The organism is Nocardia sp. NPDC051750, assembly GCF_044453135.1.
Lineage (GTDB): Bacteria > Actinomycetota > Actinomycetes > Mycobacteriales > Mycobacteriaceae > Nocardia.
Genome location: NZ_JBITCK010000005.1, coordinates 492,772 through 510,228 on the forward strand (window position 1 = coordinate 492,772; position 17,457 = coordinate 510,228).

At 66.2% G+C, this 17,457-nt stretch carries 14 protein-coding genes and 1 pseudogene; 4 read left to right on the top strand and 11 right to left on the bottom strand.

Going from position 1 to position 17,457, the window contains the following annotated elements; translation table 11 throughout:
• Positions 1-725 precede the first annotated feature (725 nt).
• Positions 726-974, top strand: coding sequence for a hypothetical protein (locus ACIA75_RS24150; RefSeq protein WP_397107647.1), 249 nt, complete (start codon positions 726-728; stop codon positions 972-974).
• A gap of 131 nt (positions 975-1,105) precedes the next feature.
• On the top strand, positions 1,106-1,807 hold the full coding sequence (locus ACIA75_RS24155) for a TetR/AcrR family transcriptional regulator (RefSeq protein ID WP_397107649.1): 702 nt from the start codon (positions 1,106-1,108) through the stop codon (positions 1,805-1,807).
• Between the two features lie 31 nt (positions 1,808-1,838).
• On the opposite strand, the gene ACIA75_RS24160 is transcribed toward ACIA75_RS24155, so the two are convergent.
• From ACIA75_RS24160 to ACIA75_RS24200, 9 genes and pseudogenes are all read right to left on the bottom strand, one after another.
• The gene (locus tag ACIA75_RS24160; protein WP_397108017.1) at positions 1,839-2,273 is read right to left on the bottom strand and encodes a nitroreductase family deazaflavin-dependent oxidoreductase; all 435 of its coding nucleotides are present in this window, start codon (positions 2,271-2,273) and stop codon (positions 1,839-1,841) included.
• Positions 2,274-2,290: 17 nt separating this feature from the next.
• Positions 2,291-3,535: a cytochrome P450 gene (locus ACIA75_RS24165; RefSeq protein WP_397107651.1), complete on the bottom strand. Its 1,245-nt coding sequence runs from the start codon at positions 3,533-3,535 to the stop codon at positions 2,291-2,293.
• A 5-nt stretch (positions 3,536-3,540) separates the two neighbouring features.
• Entirely contained in the window at positions 3,541-4,323 is a 783-nt protein-coding gene (locus ACIA75_RS24170; protein ID WP_397108018.1) for an SDR family NAD(P)-dependent oxidoreductase, read from the bottom strand.
• Positions 4,324-4,412: 89 nt separating this feature from the next.
• Positions 4,413-5,621 (bottom strand): amidohydrolase family protein, encoded by a 1,209-nt coding sequence (locus tag ACIA75_RS24175; protein WP_397107653.1) that lies wholly within the window; start codon positions 5,619-5,621, stop codon positions 4,413-4,415.
• A 64-nt stretch (positions 5,622-5,685) separates the two neighbouring features.
• Positions 5,686-7,152, bottom strand: coding sequence for an aldehyde dehydrogenase family protein (locus tag ACIA75_RS24180; RefSeq protein ID WP_397107655.1), 1,467 nt, complete (start codon positions 7,150-7,152; stop codon positions 5,686-5,688).
• Between the two features lie 29 nt (positions 7,153-7,181).
• On the bottom strand, positions 7,182-8,384 hold the full coding sequence (locus ACIA75_RS24185) for a thiolase family protein (RefSeq protein ID WP_397108020.1): 1,203 nt from the start codon (positions 8,382-8,384) through the stop codon (positions 7,182-7,184).
• A gap of 165 nt (positions 8,385-8,549) precedes the next feature.
• Positions 8,550-8,888 (bottom strand): annotated as a pseudogene (locus tag ACIA75_RS24190) (OB-fold domain-containing protein); the annotation flags it as partial.
• Complete coding sequence (locus tag ACIA75_RS24195; protein ID WP_397107657.1) at positions 8,843-10,051, bottom strand: CaiB/BaiF CoA transferase family protein; 1,209 nt, start codon at positions 10,049-10,051, stop codon at positions 8,843-8,845. The gene ACIA75_RS24195 and the pseudogene ACIA75_RS24190, both read right to left, overlap by 46 nt.
• A 451-nt stretch (positions 10,052-10,502) precedes the next feature.
• Positions 10,503-11,969 carry an MFS transporter gene (locus ACIA75_RS24200; protein WP_397107659.1) on the bottom strand — a complete coding sequence of 489 codons (1,467 nt, stop codon included), beginning with the start codon at positions 11,967-11,969 and terminating at the stop codon, positions 10,503-10,505.
• 317 nt (positions 11,970-12,286) lie between these two features.
• Here ACIA75_RS24200 and ACIA75_RS24205 point away from each other — a divergent pair, with 317 nt between their 5' ends.
• Both ACIA75_RS24205 and ACIA75_RS24210 read left to right on the top strand, forming a co-directional pair.
• Positions 12,287-13,183: a helix-turn-helix domain-containing protein gene (locus tag ACIA75_RS24205; protein ID WP_397107662.1), complete on the top strand. Its 897-nt coding sequence runs from the start codon at positions 12,287-12,289 to the stop codon at positions 13,181-13,183.
• Between the two features lie 302 nt (positions 13,184-13,485).
• The gene (locus ACIA75_RS24210) at positions 13,486-14,553 is read left to right on the top strand and encodes an aminoglycoside phosphotransferase family protein (protein ID WP_397107664.1); all 1,068 of its coding nucleotides are present in this window, start codon (positions 13,486-13,488) and stop codon (positions 14,551-14,553) included.
• A 123-nt stretch (positions 14,554-14,676) separates the two neighbouring features.
• Here the strand turns inward: ACIA75_RS24210 and ACIA75_RS24215 are convergent, their stop codons facing one another.
• Together ACIA75_RS24215 and ACIA75_RS24220 are read right to left on the bottom strand one after the other, a co-directional pair.
• Positions 14,677-15,597, bottom strand: a complete 921-nt coding sequence (locus ACIA75_RS24215; protein WP_397107665.1) for an LLM class flavin-dependent oxidoreductase — start codon at positions 15,595-15,597, stop codon at positions 14,677-14,679.
• A gap of 118 nt (positions 15,598-15,715) precedes the next feature.
• Positions 15,716-17,161: a class I adenylate-forming enzyme family protein gene (locus ACIA75_RS24220; protein ID WP_397107667.1), complete on the bottom strand. Its 1,446-nt coding sequence runs from the start codon at positions 17,159-17,161 to the stop codon at positions 15,716-15,718.
• Positions 17,162-17,457 lie beyond the last annotated feature (296 nt).

The window sequence follows — 17,457 nt, forward strand, 5'->3', positions numbered from 1 at the left end:
CGCAACACTCCGGACATAGCCGGCACTGCACCAGCCTTCCGTAAATATCGATTCGACGTCGATATTTGATACCGTAGCCGGCTGGCCCGCGAGCCGCCGACACGCCGGATACGAGGAGGCCTCGACACCACGAGACAGCTGGGCGGAAAGGTCGCGTTCATCACCGGCACCGGACGCGGCCAAGGACGCTCGCACTCAGTACTTCTCGCCGAAAACGGAGCCGACATCATCGCGGTGGACATCTGCACCGATAGCCCCACCGTGCCCTACCCGATGGCTACCGAGGCCGATCTCACCGAGTCCGCCCGGCTCGTTGAGGCGACTGGCCGGAGATGTGTTACTGCGGTGGCCGACGTCCGCGATATCCGTGCCCTGGACCGAGCCCTCCAGCACGGCATCACCGAATGGGTGGGGTGGATATCGTGCTTGCGAACGCCGGGGTGCTGCACAGCGACAGATCCGAAAAATCGCTGGGACACTCCGCGGCTCGCTGGGGCGACGCCATCGGCGTAATGCTCACGGGCGTATTCAATACCTTGAAGGTCCCCCGAGCGCCCGCTCATCGAGCAGGGCCGGGGTGGCGCGATTGTGATCACCGGCTCCACCGCCGGACTCCAAAGGCATGACGGACGGTTCGGGAGGGATGTCCGGTTGCAGCGCCGTTAAACACGGCCTGGTCGGACTGGCGAGGCTGGGCAAGATTGCTCGGCGGTCACCGAGTACGGGTGAATATCATCCATCCGACCGCCGTCGACACCTTCATGATCCACAATCCGCACTCGCCGATGACCGATGGAAGTGACCTCCAGGCCTTCGCGCGGGTGCTGCCCATCGACCGGCTGCAACCGATCGACGTGAGCCGCGCCATTCTCAAGACCGGCGATCGGGGTCGCTCCCACGATGCGCCTCGGGCGGTCTCCGCACCGAGTCGGGGCTACGACCATGAGCACGAGAACGGCCGGCGCGACGAATAAACATTGATGTCGACATCGCTATAGTTGCCCGGTGCGGGCCGAGTTTTCGCACGACGCGGTCGGATCGGCCGGTCCGGGCACTGGAATCGTCACGGCGAGCTCATCGATCATTTCCACGGAAAGGACCACTCATGCCGGAGGTCACCGGCCGGAAGCCGGCCATCTCCAATGCCAGCCGGGGCCGCAACGCCGCGGGACCCGAGAAGCGGCGCGGCACGGGGCGCACCTACCGCGGCCGCGAGACACGGCGCCGACTTCTCGATGCGGCCAAGGAAGTTTTCGAGCGTGACGGCTTCGTCCACGCGCGCATCACCGACGTCTGCACCACAGCCGGGATCTCGCACGGCTCCTTTTACACCTACTTCGTGACGAAGGAAGAGATCTTCACCGAAGTGGCCGATTCGATCGAACTCGATCTGCTCGCTATCGAACCGGCGCCCGAGGACACCGATCCCGTCGAACGGATCCGCCTGGCCAATGAACACTATCTGCGGGCCTACGGCGCGAACGCCAAGATCATGAGCGTTATTCACCAGGTCTCCACCATCGATGCCGATGTCCGGGCCACCCGCCTCCAACGGCAGAATGCCTTCGCCGAGGTCATCGAGCGCCGCATCCGCCGACTCCAGGAATCGGGTGACGCCGACCCGCTGGTCCACCCTGCCTATGCGGCCCAGGCACTCGGCGGAATGGTTGCTCATTTCGCCGACAACCTGTTCAACACCGACAACGACTTCGACCTCGAGACCGCCACCGAGCAGCTCACCCGAATCTGGGTGAACGCGCTCGGCATGCGCTACCCCGGCCAAGGGCCGGCCGCCACGCGCAACTGAACGGCGGCAGGCACCACAGCTCCCGGCGAGCTCACCGTGGTGAGAGCACAACGACCGGAATAACCCGATCGGTACGAGTCCGATAGACGTCATAGTTGGGCCACAGATCGGTCATGATCTGCCACAGCCGGGGCCGTTCAGCGGCGGTCGCCGTCCGTCCGATCACCGGGATATGCTCGGCGCGTACCTGGATTTCGGCCTGCGGGTGCGCCTCCAGATTCAGATACCAGCCAGGATGCGCGGGGGCGCCGCCTTTGGAGGCGATGACGAGATAGTCTGCGCCGTCTCGGCCGAAGATGAGCGCGGACGTGCGCTGCGCACCGGTACGCCGCCCGGTGGTGGTCAACAGCAAGGTGGCCACACCGTTCCACTCGTAGCCCACCTCGCCGCCGGTTTCGCGGTAGCGCGCGATATGTGCGTCGCCGACCAGACCGAGATCGGGCGGCACGTAACCGGGTTCCCTCACACTCACAGCTGTCCTCACTATCCGAAAAGTACGGGGATCTCGGTGACGCCGCGTTCGTACATACCGATGAAACGGGGCGGTTCGACGTCAGGGTTCAATCGCAGATCGGGCAGGCGGTCCAGCAGCGCCGCGATCCCGGTGCTGATCTCCGCCCGGGCGAGGTGCATACCGAGGCAGGTGTGGACGCCGCCGCCGAAAGCGAACGAGGCACGCAACTTTCGAGTGATATCGAATTCGTCCGGCCGTTCCCATCTTTGCGGATCCCGGTTGGCCGCGCCCAGGCACAGGTGCAGTACAGCTCCCGCCGGCAGCAGGGTGCCGAAGAAATCGGTATCCGTGGTGACGTAACGGGAGAACATCGGGTCGGTGGGCATCCACCGCAGCGCTTCCTCGATCACCGGGCGCAACAACGAACGGTCCGCCCGGACCTGCTCCAGCAGCGCCGGGCGCTGCAACAGCGCGGTCAGCGTGATACCCATCTGTTTCCACGTCGTCCCGGAACCGGCGAGTAGCAGCAGAATTGCGAAGGAGTAGATCTCGGCATCGCTGAGGCGGTGGGAGCTGCCGTCGGGCTCGGCGAGTTCGGCCGCCACCAGCACGCTGATAAGATCGTCCTGAGGTTCCCGGCGGCGGGCGGCGACAATGGGTTCGAGCCGTCGCACGATCTCGACCGGATCATGCATGATCCGGCGGACCTCGAGCGCCTCGGCGACCGGGATACCGAAGCTGCCGGTAATTGTCAGCACCGGAATGGCCGCGCAGAAGTCCACATTCAGTTCGGCGTGACCGTCGTCGATGAACCCGTCGATCAGCCCCTGGACCGTGTCCTCGATCCAGTTGTCGATCCACCAGCCCGTCCGGCCCGGAACGAACGACCGCTGGACCAGTGCCCGGTAGCGTCGGTGCTGTTCACCGCCCATGTTCAGCAAACTGTTCGCCACCCCGGCGCCGCCGGCCGGGTCTACCTCTTCCGGTGCGGAGGCGAACACCACGTTGTTGCGATACGCGGCATCCAGCGCCGCATAACCGAAGGCCGAGTAGTGCGGCCGATCGGGTTCGGGCAGCCCTTGGAAGAATGCCTCGCCCGGATAGCCGGTCAGCTTGTGCACGGTGCCCTTGTGCACCGGTCCGGTCTCCCTCAGCTCCCGCCAGATCGGATACGGATCAGTGGTGAAATCACCACCCATACCCTGGTTGTAGCTGCTGCGCAGATCGAACAGTTGCCGGATCTGCTCCCGGTCGAGTGCATGTGTCTCCGACATCTTGCTCACCTCGCCACGTATCCACCGTCGACCGGGAGCAGCACTCCCGTGACGTTGGCAGCCGAATCCGATACCAGGTACACAGCCGCCGCGGCGCAGTCCTCGGCGGTGATCGGTTGTCCGAGCGGATGCTGGGCACCGGCCTGCCGGACCATCTCCTCCGACGGTACGGCGGCATCGGCACCGAGCCCCCCGGCCGCGAAGAAATTCGTGTGCGGCATGCCCGCCGGGCAGATGGCATTGGCCCGGATACCGAACGGTGCGCCCTCGATCGCGACCGCGCGGGTCAGCTGGTGCACACCGCCTTTGGTGGCGCCGTACACCGAACCACCCCAACCGACCAGGCCCGCAACCGATCCAGTGTTGAGGATGACCCCGCCGCCACCCTGTTCCTTGAAGCGCAGCACCGCGTGTTTGCAGCCCAGGAAGACACCGCGCAAGTTCACCGCCGTCAACCGATCGAAATCCGCCACCGAGTGCTCTTCGAGCAGTGTGCCGAACCGCGGGGTGGGAATACCGACGTTGTTGAACACGATATCCAGGCGGCCGAAGTTCGCGACCGCCGCCTCGAGCATCGCCACCACCTCTCTTTCCGCGGTGACATCGGCCCGGACGGCCACCGCCGCGCCCCCCGCCTTCTCGACGAGCAGCGCGGTCTCTTCGACCCGTTCCGGGCTGATATCGGCGCACACCACCTGCGCACCCTCCTGGGCGAACCGCAGCGCGGTCGCGCGCCCCACGCCCGAGCCCGCGCCGGTGACCACGGCGCTTTTCGCGTCCAGCAACATTGCCGTCACGTTCCTTCCTCATTGGATACCGGGCGCAAAGCACCGGTGCCCGCCGCCGCGCGGCGGGGTCGGCAGTTGCCCAGCCGGACTCAGGCCCGGGTCAGAACCGGCGGTTCGGCGGGCTCGAAGCGGTACAGGCGCTCGGCATTGCCGCGCAGGATCTTGTACTGCGTTTCCGGGGACAGATGACCGATACGGTTCTTCACCACCTGAATGGAATCGGGGAAGGTCGTATCGGAGTGCGGGTAGTCGGTCTCGCACATCAAGTTGTCCTCAGGGATCTCGCCGAGACTCGCGATCGCGTGCGCATCGTCGATGATGCACAGGTAGATGTGATCGCGGAAATCCCCGCGCAAATCCAGGTTGTCCAGGTCGATCGCGCCACTACCGGCATGATCGGCGAACACCTGGCCACGCTTGACCCAGTGGCGCTGCTTGTCGAGTACCTGCTCGGCACGTTCCAGGAAGTAGGGCGCCCACCCGGCCTCCCCTTCCGAGAGCGCGATCTTCAGCTTCGGGAAACGCTGGAACAGTCCACTGAACAGGAACGACAGCATTGTCCCCGACGTCCTGGTGGCACCCCAGGTGAGGTTGGCCATGAACGGCGCGTTCGAGCAGATCTGCGGCAACGTCGACGACGAGCCGACATGCATCGACACGACCATCTCCAGATCGTTCGCCGCCGCCATGACCGGATCCCAATACCCATCGAGGTCATGGATGGTCGGCAGGCCGAGCGGCTCCGGGTTTTCCGAGAAGGCGAACGACGTCGCTCCCTTGTCCGCGCAGCGCTCCATCTCCTTCGTCGCGAGCATCGGATCCCACAGCGGAATCAGGATGAGCGGGATATAGCGGCCGGGCGCGGCCCCGCACCATTCCTCGATCATCCAATCGTTGTATGCCTGCAGGCAGGTGAACCCGAACTCCCGGTCGGAAGCTTCGTAGAAGAGCTGACCGCAGAACCTGGTAACCGACGGGAAGCACAACGAGGCGAGCACTCCCGCCCGGTTCATATCCGCCACGCGCGCCGTGGCGTCATAGCAGCCCGGCGCCATCTCGCTGTAGGGCACCGGTTCCGGGCTGAATTCCTCTTTGGACTTGCCCACCACGGCGCTGAGTCCGGAGCTGGGAAGTTTTTTGCCGTCGTAGACCCAGTAGTCCATTCCGGAGTCGTCGGCTTCCATATGCGGTGCCCGGTCCCGGTCCTTGCTCGGCACCCGATCCACCCATACATTCGGCGGCTCCAGAACGTGATCGTCGACCGAGATCATCCAGTCCAGGTTGAGTTCACTGCTCATCATCTGTCCTTTCTTCAGCGACCTTCGTGCAGGCCGGCTCCGCTCGTGGTTCGCCCCGCAGGGCTCAGCGGAGGTTTGCGATAGCCATGTGTTTGAGTTCCTGGAACCCGCGGATACCGTCGGTTCCGCGCTCGCGGCCGAGACCGCTGTGCTTGTATCCGCCGCTGGGGGCATACGCGCTGTAGAGTCCGGCATTGACATTGACCGCACCGGTCCGCAGACGGCGCGCGACTGCCGTGGCCGCGGCCACATCACCGCCGTAGACCTGGCCCGAGAGCCCGAAATCACTGCCGTTGGCGATCCGTACGGCGTCGTCGATATCCTGGTAGCCGATCACCGAGATCACCGGGCCGAAGATCTCCTCGCGTGCAGCCGGGTTGTCGTTGTCCGGCAGATCCAGCACGGTCGGCTCGAAGTAGTAGCCACGCTCCAGGCCCTCGGGCCGGCCGCCGCCGAAGGCCACGCGGCCCCCGCGGTCCTGTGCCAGCGCCACATACCGCTCGCACCGTTCCCGCTGACCGGCGCTGATCACCGGGCCCATCAAGGCCGTGCGGTCGCTGGGTGGGCCGACCTTGATGCTCGCGTAGGCCTGGGACACCGCGGCGAGAACCTCGTCTTTGCGTTCCTGCGGTACCAGCATGCGTGTCGCAGCGATGCACGCCTGGCCGGCGGTGGCCGCCACCACCGCAGCGGCCCCCTGCGCCGCCCGGTCGACGGCATCGGGCAGATAGATCTGCGCCGACTTGCCCCCGAGCTCCAGGCCCACCCGCTTCACCGTGGGTGCGGCCTGGGCCAGGATCGCCCGGCCCACCGCGGTGGATCCGGTGAACGACACCATATCCACCGCCGGGTCCGTGGTGAGCAGCTCCGCCCCCGCGGCGCCGGGTTCCACCACCACACTGAGCACACCCGGCGGTATACCCGCGACCTCCGCCGCGGCACCGAACAGCAGGGAGGAGATGGGGGTCAACGGGCTCGGGCGCAGAATCACCGAATTGCCCGCCATCAGCGCCGGAATCAGCTTCTGCAGCCCCATGATGAAGGCCGCGTTGTAGGGCGTGATGGCCGCCACCACCCCCACCGGTTCGTGCCGCCGGATACTCAGGGTCGCGCCGCCGCGCACCAGTTCGTCGACCGGGACGGGATTCGTCTCCTCGTGCGCCATCGACAGATACAGGTCGATCGTCGACCGCGCGATGGCCAGCGTGCTGTGGAACTGGATGCCCTCGGCGAAGAACACCGGTTGCCCGGCCTCGGCGACGATCACCTCGACGAGTACCGCACGGGCGCTTTCGAGGTGATCGAGAAAGGCATGCAGGATCTGCGCCCGTTCCCGCGCGGGCAGCTCGGACCACCCTCCGCTGTCGAAGCTGCCGCGCGCCTCCGCAACAGCCCTGGCGATATCCCCGACGGAGGCCGCGGCGATTTCCGCCACGACCGTTTCGTCCGCCGGATTCTCCACGGTGAACACCTCACCGCCGTCCAGCCATTTCCCGGCCACATAGGAGCACCAGTGTGGAACGTTCGTCACGGTCGGGTCCCTTCATCGAACTGGCGAGATCAGAACGGCTCGGCGCTGTACACGACGGCGCCCCCGTAATGCGGTGAGGACTGGCAGGCGACACCGATCGTCGCCTTCGCACGCTGGCGCGCTCCGGCACGGCCCGCGAGTTGCAGATAGCACTCGAGCATCTGCGGAATCCCGTGCATCCGGCCGTTTCCCAGGGCACCGCCGCTGGACAGCACCGGCAGTCCGTCGGGACGGTCGCTATCGATCCGGCCGTCCCGGACGAACTCGTGCGCGTCCCCGACCGGGCAGTAGCCGAGTACTTCCAGCCAGAACCAGACGAATGGGGAGAATCCGTCGTACACCTGGGGCAGGTCCACCTCGTCCGGCCCCACACCGGCGCTCTCCCACAATCGACGTGCGGTCTCGGCGCCACCTGCCATGATGTCGTCGAGCGGCCAGTGCAGGGGCAACCGATGCGGTGCCGGCGCGGAATGCGCGTAGCCGCTGATATGGACCGGACGATGAGGCAGGTCCCGCGCCCGCTCCGCCGAAGTGAGCACGAAAGCGGCCACACCGTCGACCGGGATATCGCAGTCGTAGCGGCACACCGGGTCGGCGAGCATCGGCGCCGCCAGGTACTCCGCCGCGGTGAGCGGTTTTTCGTACCAGTAGGACCAGGGGATGCGCGCGCCGTTCTTCCGTGCCTCGACGACCACGGCCACCATTGCTTCCCGGTCGGCTCCGTATCGCTGCAGGTATTCGTTGTACGGCAGCGCGATCATCGCCAGGGGCCCGAAATAACCGGCCGGCGCGGTCCATTGCTGCTGTCCGGCGATCACCCGCATCGAATTCCCGTGGTAGCTCCCCCGGGGATTGTGCAGCGCCCGGTAGAAGAGCACGGTGTCGGCGGCACCGGTTGCCACGGCATTGACGGCCAGCGCCAGCGCCCCGGAAACCTGGCCGATCCCTTGGAATCCCGCGACGTACCGGGCCCGCGCGCCGAGGTGTTCGGCCATCCACGTGGCGGTCACGGTACTCACCCCGTCCTCGACGGTGTGTGACCCCGCGGTGGGAAACAATGACGCGGCGACGATACCGTCCACCTCGGCGAGTTCCAGTCCGGCGTCCATGATCGCACCCCGGGCGGTATCCACCGCGAGCACACCCAGTGGACGATCGGCGTGTCGTCGCACGGTGCTGTGCATATAACCCGCAATGGCCACCTTGTTGCTCGCCCCGAACCGGCCGCTCATATCTGCGCCTCCGCTGGGTTCGGTCCTGCGAGAACGAAGGCGGGAACGGAAACACCGGGCCCGATGTCCTCGAAGGCAACGCGCACCGCGGACCCGATCTCGACCCGAGCCCCGGGGACCGTCGAGCAGCCGGCCGATCAACCGGAGTTCGGCCTGTTCGGCCAGTTCGACATCGACGAGAACAAAAGGGACGTCCGCAGCGAAGCCGGGCAGGAACGACTGGCGGACCATCGTCCAGGTGCGCACGACTCCGGCCCCGCCGACCGGCTCGAACGCGAACCGTGGTTCGATGCTCGCGCAATGCGGGCAGATGTGGCCCGGTGCCACAGTGAACATCAGGCACCGGCCACACCGGGCGGCGGTGAGAATATGGGCCGCAGCCGCATCCCAGAAGGGCGCAGACTGCTCATCCGGTACCGGCACCGGCCGCCCCACCTCCGGGTTCTTCTCAGCATGTGTCACAGGACGACTCCGGCGTCCTTCAGTGCGTTGATCTGGTCCCATGTGTGGCCCAATTCCAGCAGGACCGTTTCGGTGTGCTCCCCGTGTTCGGGCGCCCGCGTCAGCGCCGGCGGGTGGCCGTCGAACTGCACCGGCACAGTCGGCAGCCGGTACTTCACGTCCTGATCGACCACCTCGCCGAGATAGCCGTTCGCCAACACCTGTGGATCCTCGAGCAACTCCTCCACGGACTGCACCGGCGCCCACGGCGCATCGATACCGGCCAGCAATTCTTTCCACTCCGCGAATGTCCTTGTGGCGAACACGGTCACGAGCTCGGCGATACAAGCGTTCCGGTTCTCCCGGCGAGCGGCCAGATCCGCGAAGCGTGGGTCGTCCACCAATTCGTCTCGCCCAACCAGCCGGCAGAAGTCGGCCCAGTATCGGTCGCCCTGGAGAAAGACCAGCTGGATATGCCGTGCATCCTTCGTCCGATATGTGCCGACCAGCGGGTTGGGCGACTGCTCGTTGCCGGATACGGCCCGTGGCTTCTGCCCCTGGAGTGCGGCGAGCAGATCAGACGACAACGTCCACATGGCGGTGGCGAGCAGCGAGACGTCGACCACAGTTCCCCGGCCGGTGCGCTGGCGACGTATCAGCGCGGAGGCGATCCCGAAGGCCAGTGCCATGGCAGCGTTGCGGTCGCCCATCGCACCACGTTGGCTGATGGGGTTCGCGCGGTCCGGTGGTGTCAGGACATGGGCCATCCCGCCGCGCGCCCAGAACGCCGAGGAATCGTAGCCGGGCAGATCGGCGTCGGAACCGTGTGCGCCGTAACCGTGCCCGCGGGCATACACCAGTTTCGGATACCGTGCGGTCAGTGTTTCCGCGTCGAGCCCCAAACGGCCGAGTGCGCCGGGCCGGAAGTTGGTGAGGAACACATCAGCGGTTTCGAGCAGTTGCTCGAGAACGGCCCGCCCGCTGTCCGCCCGCAGATCCAGGGCGACCGACCGTTTACCCCGATTCGCCAGTGCCAGCGAAAGATTGACGCCACCGCTGTCCGTGCCTATGCCCTGGGTGGCGAGACCGCGATAGGGGTCGCCCTCGATGCGTTCGATGCGAACCACGTCCGCTCCCCAATCGGCGAGCAGCGCACCGGCGACCGGGACGAAAACCCATTGCGCCAACTCGACTACTCGCAAGCCGCTGAACGCGCGATCGTCCACGTCTGGCTCCTTGTTCCGGCAGTGATACCTGGTTGATCGGTGGAGACGGCCCGGGTCGGCCGGACCTGCGCGCCGCACCGGGCCCGGCTCTAGGCCCGGCGGCCGCACCAGCAGCCATATGCCCGGTCCGGCCGATGACGATTACGTCTCGGGCGAGATCGGAGGATCAATAGGAGGGGCGCCACACCTGACAGGCAAGGCCCGAGTTTCCATCAGCGTATGCGCTAGTATTTCAGCGTCAGTGACTAAATGATAGTGCCCTGTGACTTGAGGCACAAGCAGATCGCTCGAATCGACGGACGCCGCTTTCGCCTCTGCCCCAACGCCGTACACCACAGGGGTGGCGCTGGATCAGCCGATGCTGCAATGGAACGCCACCCTGGACGGTGCTGCGGGCCACAGTCCCGGGCCCTCGGACCGGACCGGACCGGGACATTGCAGATATGCGGCGTCAGGCCACCGTTTTCTCGGTTCCGCGAGTCGCGGCACGCGGCATGCCCGACTCGGCGGGCCGGTGACGACCACCGATCAACAGCGCCAGCACAAGACCAACCGTGGACGTGGCAATGATGAATACGAAGCCGGCGTAGAGCGCCGATTCGGTAGGCAGATGCGAACCGGCGGCCGCGTTTGCGGACAGAATTACGCCGATCACCGAGGTACCTGCGGCCACGCCGAAATTCAGCGTCACCCGGTTCATCCCATTGGCCGCGCCGGTCTGCTCCGGCGGCACCGATTCTACGATCAGATTCGGCATGGCAGGATAGCTCATATTCTGCCCGATGAGGGTCACGCCCAGGCAAATGATCGTGCCCGCGAGACTGTCGGTCATGAAGAACCACAGGCAGGTTCCGGCAATGTAGAGAACGCACGCGGTGGCCAGCGACCAGCGCGCCCCGACCCGCGCAGCGATCCACCCACTCGACCATGCCCCCACGTAGCAGACGACACAGAGCGCGAGTTGCACCACTCCGGCCGTGGTCGGTGTCAGGCCGTGACCGATCGACGTTTCTTTCGGTAGCTGCAGAATCATCGGGGCGAGCATCGCCAGGGCCCCCATCGGTCCCATTCCGATGAGAATCGTGGCCACCGTCGTCAGCCCGACCTTGCGATTCCTGAACTGCCGCATATCGACAATCGGCTCGGGAACCCGCAGCTCCCACCAGATCCAGGCCGACAACGCCACCAGGCCGAACCCGATGGGCAGCAGCACCCCTCCGTCGGTCCAGCCCCACACATTCCCCTTCGTGAGCCCGAACAGCACGCCGGCGGTCGCCGGCACCAGGAGAACGGCACCGACGATATCGACCGTCGGCCGCGGCGTGATACCGGTGGTCGGTGGCAGCCCGAAGTAGGAGATCAGCGCCGAGCCGATGCCCAGGACGACGGCGACGCCGAACATCAGCCGCCAGCCGCTCAGGTCCAGCAGGACCCCGGCGAGCAGTGCTCCGATACCACTGGAAATGGGCACAATTCCGCCGAGCAGAGCGATCGCTACCGGCACCCGCGGGGCCGGCAGCAACTCCCGGATCAGACCGATCGAGATCGCGATGGCCCCGGCGGACAGGCCTTGCAACCCGCGGCCGAGTATGACCATCCACAGGTCGACGGCCAGCGCGCTGACCAGCGACCCGGCCGCAGCACCCAGCAGAATGAGAGTCAGGATTCTCTTACGGCCGAAGATATCGCCGAGCCGCCCACAGGTGGCTGCGGAGCCTGCACCGACGAGAAGGTAGGCCGTTGTCGTCCAGCCGACAGCGGCGGCGTCGACCTCGAAGACCCTCATGAACGTGGGGACCGCCGCGAACGCCATCGCCGTCTCGGTAACCGCGAAGACTTCGATGGCGATCAACATGACCAGAAGTAGCGCCTCACGGCGTGCTCCGGATGCGTTGGCCGGCGGGGGTTCGACCGTCATTGGCCCTCCCGGGATGAGGCTGAATTTTCGATCCGCTCACACCGTCCGGCCATCGAACCCAGCCGGGAACCATGGACGTCCATGGGGCACATCTTCGACTCAGCAATCTTGATATCGACGTCAATATTGCGTCTGGCAGACAGATTACCGCCGGCCCGCGGTGAATGTGGCGAAACCGCCGGTATCACGCCCTTTTCCACACCGCCGGACGACCGTCGCCGACACTGGTACGAAGTGCTCCGCGACGACCGGATCGGCCGACCGGCTATTGTTGGATGTCCACGTCAGGGGTAGTGCGCCGATGCGAGGGGGGTGACATGCCCATCAAGCCTTCCCCGGCCGTTGTTCGCGCCGGCCAGCTCCTGCAGCACATGGCCCGGCAACCGTCCACCTCCTACTCCATTGCCGAATTGGCGCGCGCTACCGATATACCCCGCGCGACATGCGATTCCGCATTGCAGGCCCTCGCCGAACTCGGCTTGGTGGTCCGCCGCGGACCCGAACTCCGATATGAGCTGGGGGGATTCTGTATCGCCCTGGGCGATGCGGCCCGAGCGGCCAATCCGATCCTGAATGCCGCCGGCGTCGAAGCGGAAGGCCTGGCTCGGACACTGAACGCGTGCGTGGCAGTTTCCGCACCGATCGGGAACGAGACGCGGGTGGTGACTGTCTCCGATTGGGGCCCACCCCTGGGCCTGCGGCCACGGCCGGGCCAGGCGGTACCCATCGCTCCCCCGTTCGGCGCCGTTTTCGTCGCCTGGGACAGCACGAAAGCAGCCGCCTGGCTGGCACAGGCCGACGAAGCCGCCCCGGAGGAAGAACCGGACCGTTGGCAGAAGGCACTGGACGCGATCCGCCGCCGGGGTTACAGCATCTCGGTAACGCCCGCGCCCCACCGCATCCGGGACCTCGACTCCGTCTTCGAGATCGCACTCAGCGCCCCGGGTAACGAGCACGCACTCCGCCGCGAGGAACTCGCCGGACGGATGCAGCACACCGAGTATCTGGCAACGAATATCGATGACGAGGCAGTCATCCGGTTGACGCAGATCTCCGCGCCGGTCTTCGACGCGACCGGCCGCGCCGCGGTATCGCTGATGGTGATGGGCCCGCAGCACGAGCTCACAGGCCGAGAGGTCAGCGCCATCGGACGGCAGGTCGTCGATGCCGCCCGCCGCGCCGCCAAGGCCGCAGGTAGCGACACCGGTTACTGATCCGGCACAGCGCACTGCGCCCCGGCGGCGAGGTCACCGCAACCCGTGAACTCCAACGCTCGATACCGCAGGCGTGCCCGCACTCGGCTGCATCCGCTATGCACCGGGCCCGGATTCATCAATAATGTCGATGTCAATATCGACATTCGGATACTCTCGTCGGAGAGATCAGCTCGGGGTGCCGGTCCACCGATCCACACCACTACATCGGCCCCACTCGATTCCGTCCGGTCACCTGCCGATGAGCCCGGTGATCGGCTGCGCACCAACGGAATGCTCGAACACCACAGGGAAGAGGCATCGTGGCTTCACCGACCGAACAACAAACCCCTGTCCCCCGAACCATGACCGAACTCCTGTCTCCGGAATGGCTCACCCGGGCACTCGGCACGCGCTTTCCCGATGTGCGCATCACCCATGTCACGCCGGGACCTGTCGTGAGCCGGGTCTCGACCAACGTCCGTTTCCATATGGAGGGAGCGGGCGGTCTTCCGGAAGGCCTCTCCCCTGATCTGTGCGGTAAGGGCTACTTCATGGACACCGGCTGCTGGCCGGCCCGGCAGGCTGGTGTTTCCGAAGCCTTCTTCTACCGGCACCTCGCCTCGACGAGCGGTATACGAACACTACGCAGCGTGTACGCGGACGTGGACGAGGAAACCCGGCATGGTGTGGTCATCACCGAGGACGTTGTCGCGCAGGACGCGGTATTCCTCGACGCCACCAGCGATTACACACCCGGTCTGGCGGCCGACAGCCTCGCCGAACTCGCCACCCTGCATGCCGCGACCTGGGGAGACCCGGCACTGGGCACCGCCGACTGGCTGAGTTCGCGCTTCGAGTCACTTCTGATGGGGCGTGGCGTCAAGGAGATCCGCGACAATTTCCACAGTGAAATCGGCGCGGGGGTGCCGTCGGAGATCCGCGACGCCGACCGGCTCGTCGCCGCGTACCGGGCACTGGCGGCGCAAGCCCATACCGCGCAACCGTGGTCGGTCATCCACGGCGACCCCCACGTCGGCAATCTCTACCTCGACAGCCACGGCCGGCCGTCGTTCCTCGACTGGCAGCTGGTTCAGCGCGGGCCCTGGTACCTCGATGTCGGCTACCATATCGCCTCCACGCTCACCGTCGAGGATCGGCGCCACAACGAGAAAGCGCTCCTGCGGCACTACTTGGATCATCTACGCGCGGCGGGCGTGGACGCGCCTTCCTGGGACGAGGCATGGTCCGGTATTCGCCGGGGCATCATTCACGGCTTCTATCTGTGGGGCATCACCCTGAAGGTCGATCCCGCCATCACCACGGTGCTCCAGCACCGTCTCGGCACGGCTGCCGCCGACCACGAATCGTTCGCCGCCGTCGGTGTATGACAGCGACCCTGAGGGGTGCCACGCGAAGGTGGCACCCCCGCACCATCGCCCGGCCCGGCGTCCACGCGCGATCCGCGTGGTGATCGCTATGTCGGCACCGCCACCCAGTCGGTATGCGGCGGGTCAGAGCAGCGCGGGAAGGATCTCGTCGACCAACGTCCGGACCACCGCGTCCGCGGCACCGGCGCCCGGTACCGGCAGGAAAATGAAATGCCGCGCGCCGGCGGCGACGAATTCCTGGAGCCTGCGGGTCACCTCCTCCGGAGTCCCCGCAGCGGCGACGCTGTCGATCATGTCGTTCAAGTCCTGGTTATAGGTACCGCCGATCGTTCGCGCCGCCTCTTGCCGAGCGCGGGTACCGTCCCGGTCGATATTGACGAATACGAAGGCGCACCATTCGAAGCCGGACAGATCACGGCCGACCTCGTCGGCACAGGCCCGGATGGTCCGGGCCGCCGCAGCGTAGCGGCGCGGTGAGTACAGGTAGGGCATCCATCCGTCACCCACCAGCGCCGCCCGGCGCATCGCCCGCTCCTTCCGGCCCGCAACGATGATCGGCGGTCCGCCCGGCTGGACCGGCGCGGGATGGATGCGCACATCGGTCATCGGGTAGAAAGGCCCATCGTGCGAGATCCATTGGGCGGTCCACAGGCGACGCAGTAGCGGTATCGCCTCGTCGGCACGCCTGCCGCGCTCCCGCCGGGGAACTCGGCAGGCACGGAACTCCTGCGGATACTCGCCGCCGATGCCGACCCCGAGCGTCAGCCGGCCGCCGGTTGCCCGGTCCAGATCCGCCACCTGCTTCGCGATTACCGCCGGCGGATACAGCGGCAACGGCAGCACAGCCGTACCGAGGCGTACCCGTTCGGTCACCGCGGAGAGCCGGGCCAGGGTGATCATTGCTTCCGTCGACGGGTTACGGGAAGCGATATGGCCACCGGCCCAAAGGGAGTCGATGGGAAGCCGTTCGAGCCGGGCGGCCTGGTCCGGGCAACCCCCGACGACGAAACCGGCCTTCACGCGCTCCTCCACCCTGCCCGTCACCCGCATCTCCTTCCGGTTTCCCACCACCCGAACCGTCCGGCCGGCCGGATCGGACACCTCGTTGCCGACGAACGAGCTCACGTAGACGAGCCGTCGCAGCTATTCCACCGGGTGCTCGTCAGCCGCCGCGCGCCTCGATCATCGCCTTACGATTGACTTTCGTCGCGGCGCTACGCGGAATCTCTTCGATCACCTCGACCGTCTTCGGCACCTTGTAGGCAGCCAGCCGGCTCTTGGCGTAGGCGATGATCTCCTCGGCGGCCGGCGGATCGGCAGGGTCGGCCGGTTCCAGAACGACGTGCACCCGGCGCCCCCAATCCGGGTCGCGCAGCCCGATCACCACCACGTCGGCGATCTTCGGGTGGTCGATGAGCGCCGCCTCCACCTCGGCCGGGAACACATTCGCGCCGCCGGAGAGGATCAGATCCGCCGCTCGGTCCTTCAGGTACAAATACCCCTCGTCGTCGAGATAGCCCATATCGCCGGCGCTGCAGAATCCGTCGGCGGTGGCGGCCGCGCGGGGCGCGTCGCCGAGGTAGGTGTAGCCGCCCCCGATCGACGACCGCAGATAGAGCGTGCCGATCTGTCCCGGGGGTAGTTCCCTACCGTCCTCGTCGAGTATTCGCATCTCGGTATCCCGGAAGCCACGCCCCACACTGCCCTCGTGGGTCAGCCATTCGTCGCCGCGCAATGCGGTCAGCCCGAATGCCTCGGTCATACCGTAGGCCATGAACATTCGCTCCGGACCGACCAACTCGATCCAGCGGCGCATCAGAGACGGCGGCATGGGTGCCGCACCCTGCAGTATCCATTGCAAGCTCGACAGATCGCGCTGCACTACCCCGGGCACATCGGCGATACGCTTCAGCATCGTCGGAGTTGCGGTGAAGGTCGACACCCGATGCCGTTCGATCACATCCAGCACTCGTGCCGCATCGAACTTCTCCAAGATGACGAGCCGGTCTCCGGCCAGCAGGCTCAACAGGGTGGAGAAGCCGTTCGTGTGATACAGCGGCGCCAGCACCATCACCGTCTCCGGCCGCGGAACCGGCTGCCAGAGTTGCGCGAACGGTGTCCCCAGGTACTCGTCCCAGATCCCCGGATACCCGGGCAGGATCACCTTGGGCATCCCGGTGGAACCACTGCTACAGATCCCGAACCGTTGCGGTGCGATGGCATCCGGAAGTTCGGAAATCTCGTCCTCGGCGGTCTGGCGGAGCCACGGGATATCGGCCGGCGCGAGATTCACTTTCGCATCGACCACCTCCCGCAGCCGCGACAATTCCCACTCCGGCAGGTCCCAGCGGACCGGCACCGGCACCGCACCGAGTTTCCACGCGGCAAGCGCACCCAGCACGAATTCGGGAGTATTACGCAAACTCAACGCCAAGCGGTCACCCACGGCCAGACCCCGCGCCGCCAGCGCGGCGGCCACTTGACTCGAACGCTGGTGCAGCTCACGCCAACTGAAGGCGGGTTCGGTTCCATCGAGCAGAATGAATCGGACAGCGAGATCGTCCGGACGCTCCTCCGCCAGCTCGGCCAGCCGTCTCCCGTAGCTCATCGCAGGACTGTTCATGGACCGCCTTCCTATAGTCGCCCGGTCGCCGGCCGAGACACCGTGACGGTTTCTCCGCGGCCGCGCACCGGGATACCACAGACATCAACATCGATGTCAACATCAGTATGCAGCGACTGCCAACTCGGCATCGGCAGAACACCGCAATCCGGTGCCGGAGACGGCCGGACGAGGTTGTTGCCGACCACCGACCGATTGACCGATGGCTCGACGACCCGTCGATCCCTGGGCTCTCGGCCACCGGGTGTACTTCAGTGAGACACTTGCGCCCGATGCGGCGA

Bases quoted from the DNA above. Each gene is read 5' to 3' on its own strand.
- ACIA75_RS24155 (WP_397107649.1), top strand. From the start codon at position 1,106: ATGCCGGAGGTCACCGGCCGGAAGCCGGCCATCTCCAATGCCAGCCGG.
- ACIA75_RS24165 (WP_397107651.1), bottom strand. From the start codon at position 3,535: ATGTCGGAGACACATGCACTCGACCGGGAGCAGATCCGGCAACTGTTC.
- ACIA75_RS24170 (WP_397108018.1), bottom strand. From the start codon at position 4,323: ATGTTGCTGGACGCGAAAAGCGCCGTGGTCACCGGCGCGGGCTCGGGC.
- ACIA75_RS24175 (WP_397107653.1), bottom strand. From the start codon at position 5,621: ATGAGCAGTGAACTCAACCTGGACTGGATGATCTCGGTCGACGATCAC.
- ACIA75_RS24185 (WP_397108020.1), bottom strand. From the start codon at position 8,384: ATGAGCGGCCGGTTCGGGGCGAGCAACAAGGTGGCCATTGCGGGTTAT.
- ACIA75_RS24200 (WP_397107659.1), bottom strand. From the start codon at position 11,969: ATGACGGTCGAACCCCCGCCGGCCAACGCATCCGGAGCACGCCGTGAG.
- ACIA75_RS24205 (WP_397107662.1), top strand. From the start codon at position 12,287: ATGCCCATCAAGCCTTCCCCGGCCGTTGTTCGCGCCGGCCAGCTCCTG.
- ACIA75_RS24220 (WP_397107667.1), bottom strand. From the start codon at position 17,161: ATGAGCTACGGGAGACGGCTGGCCGAGCTGGCGGAGGAGCGTCCGGAC.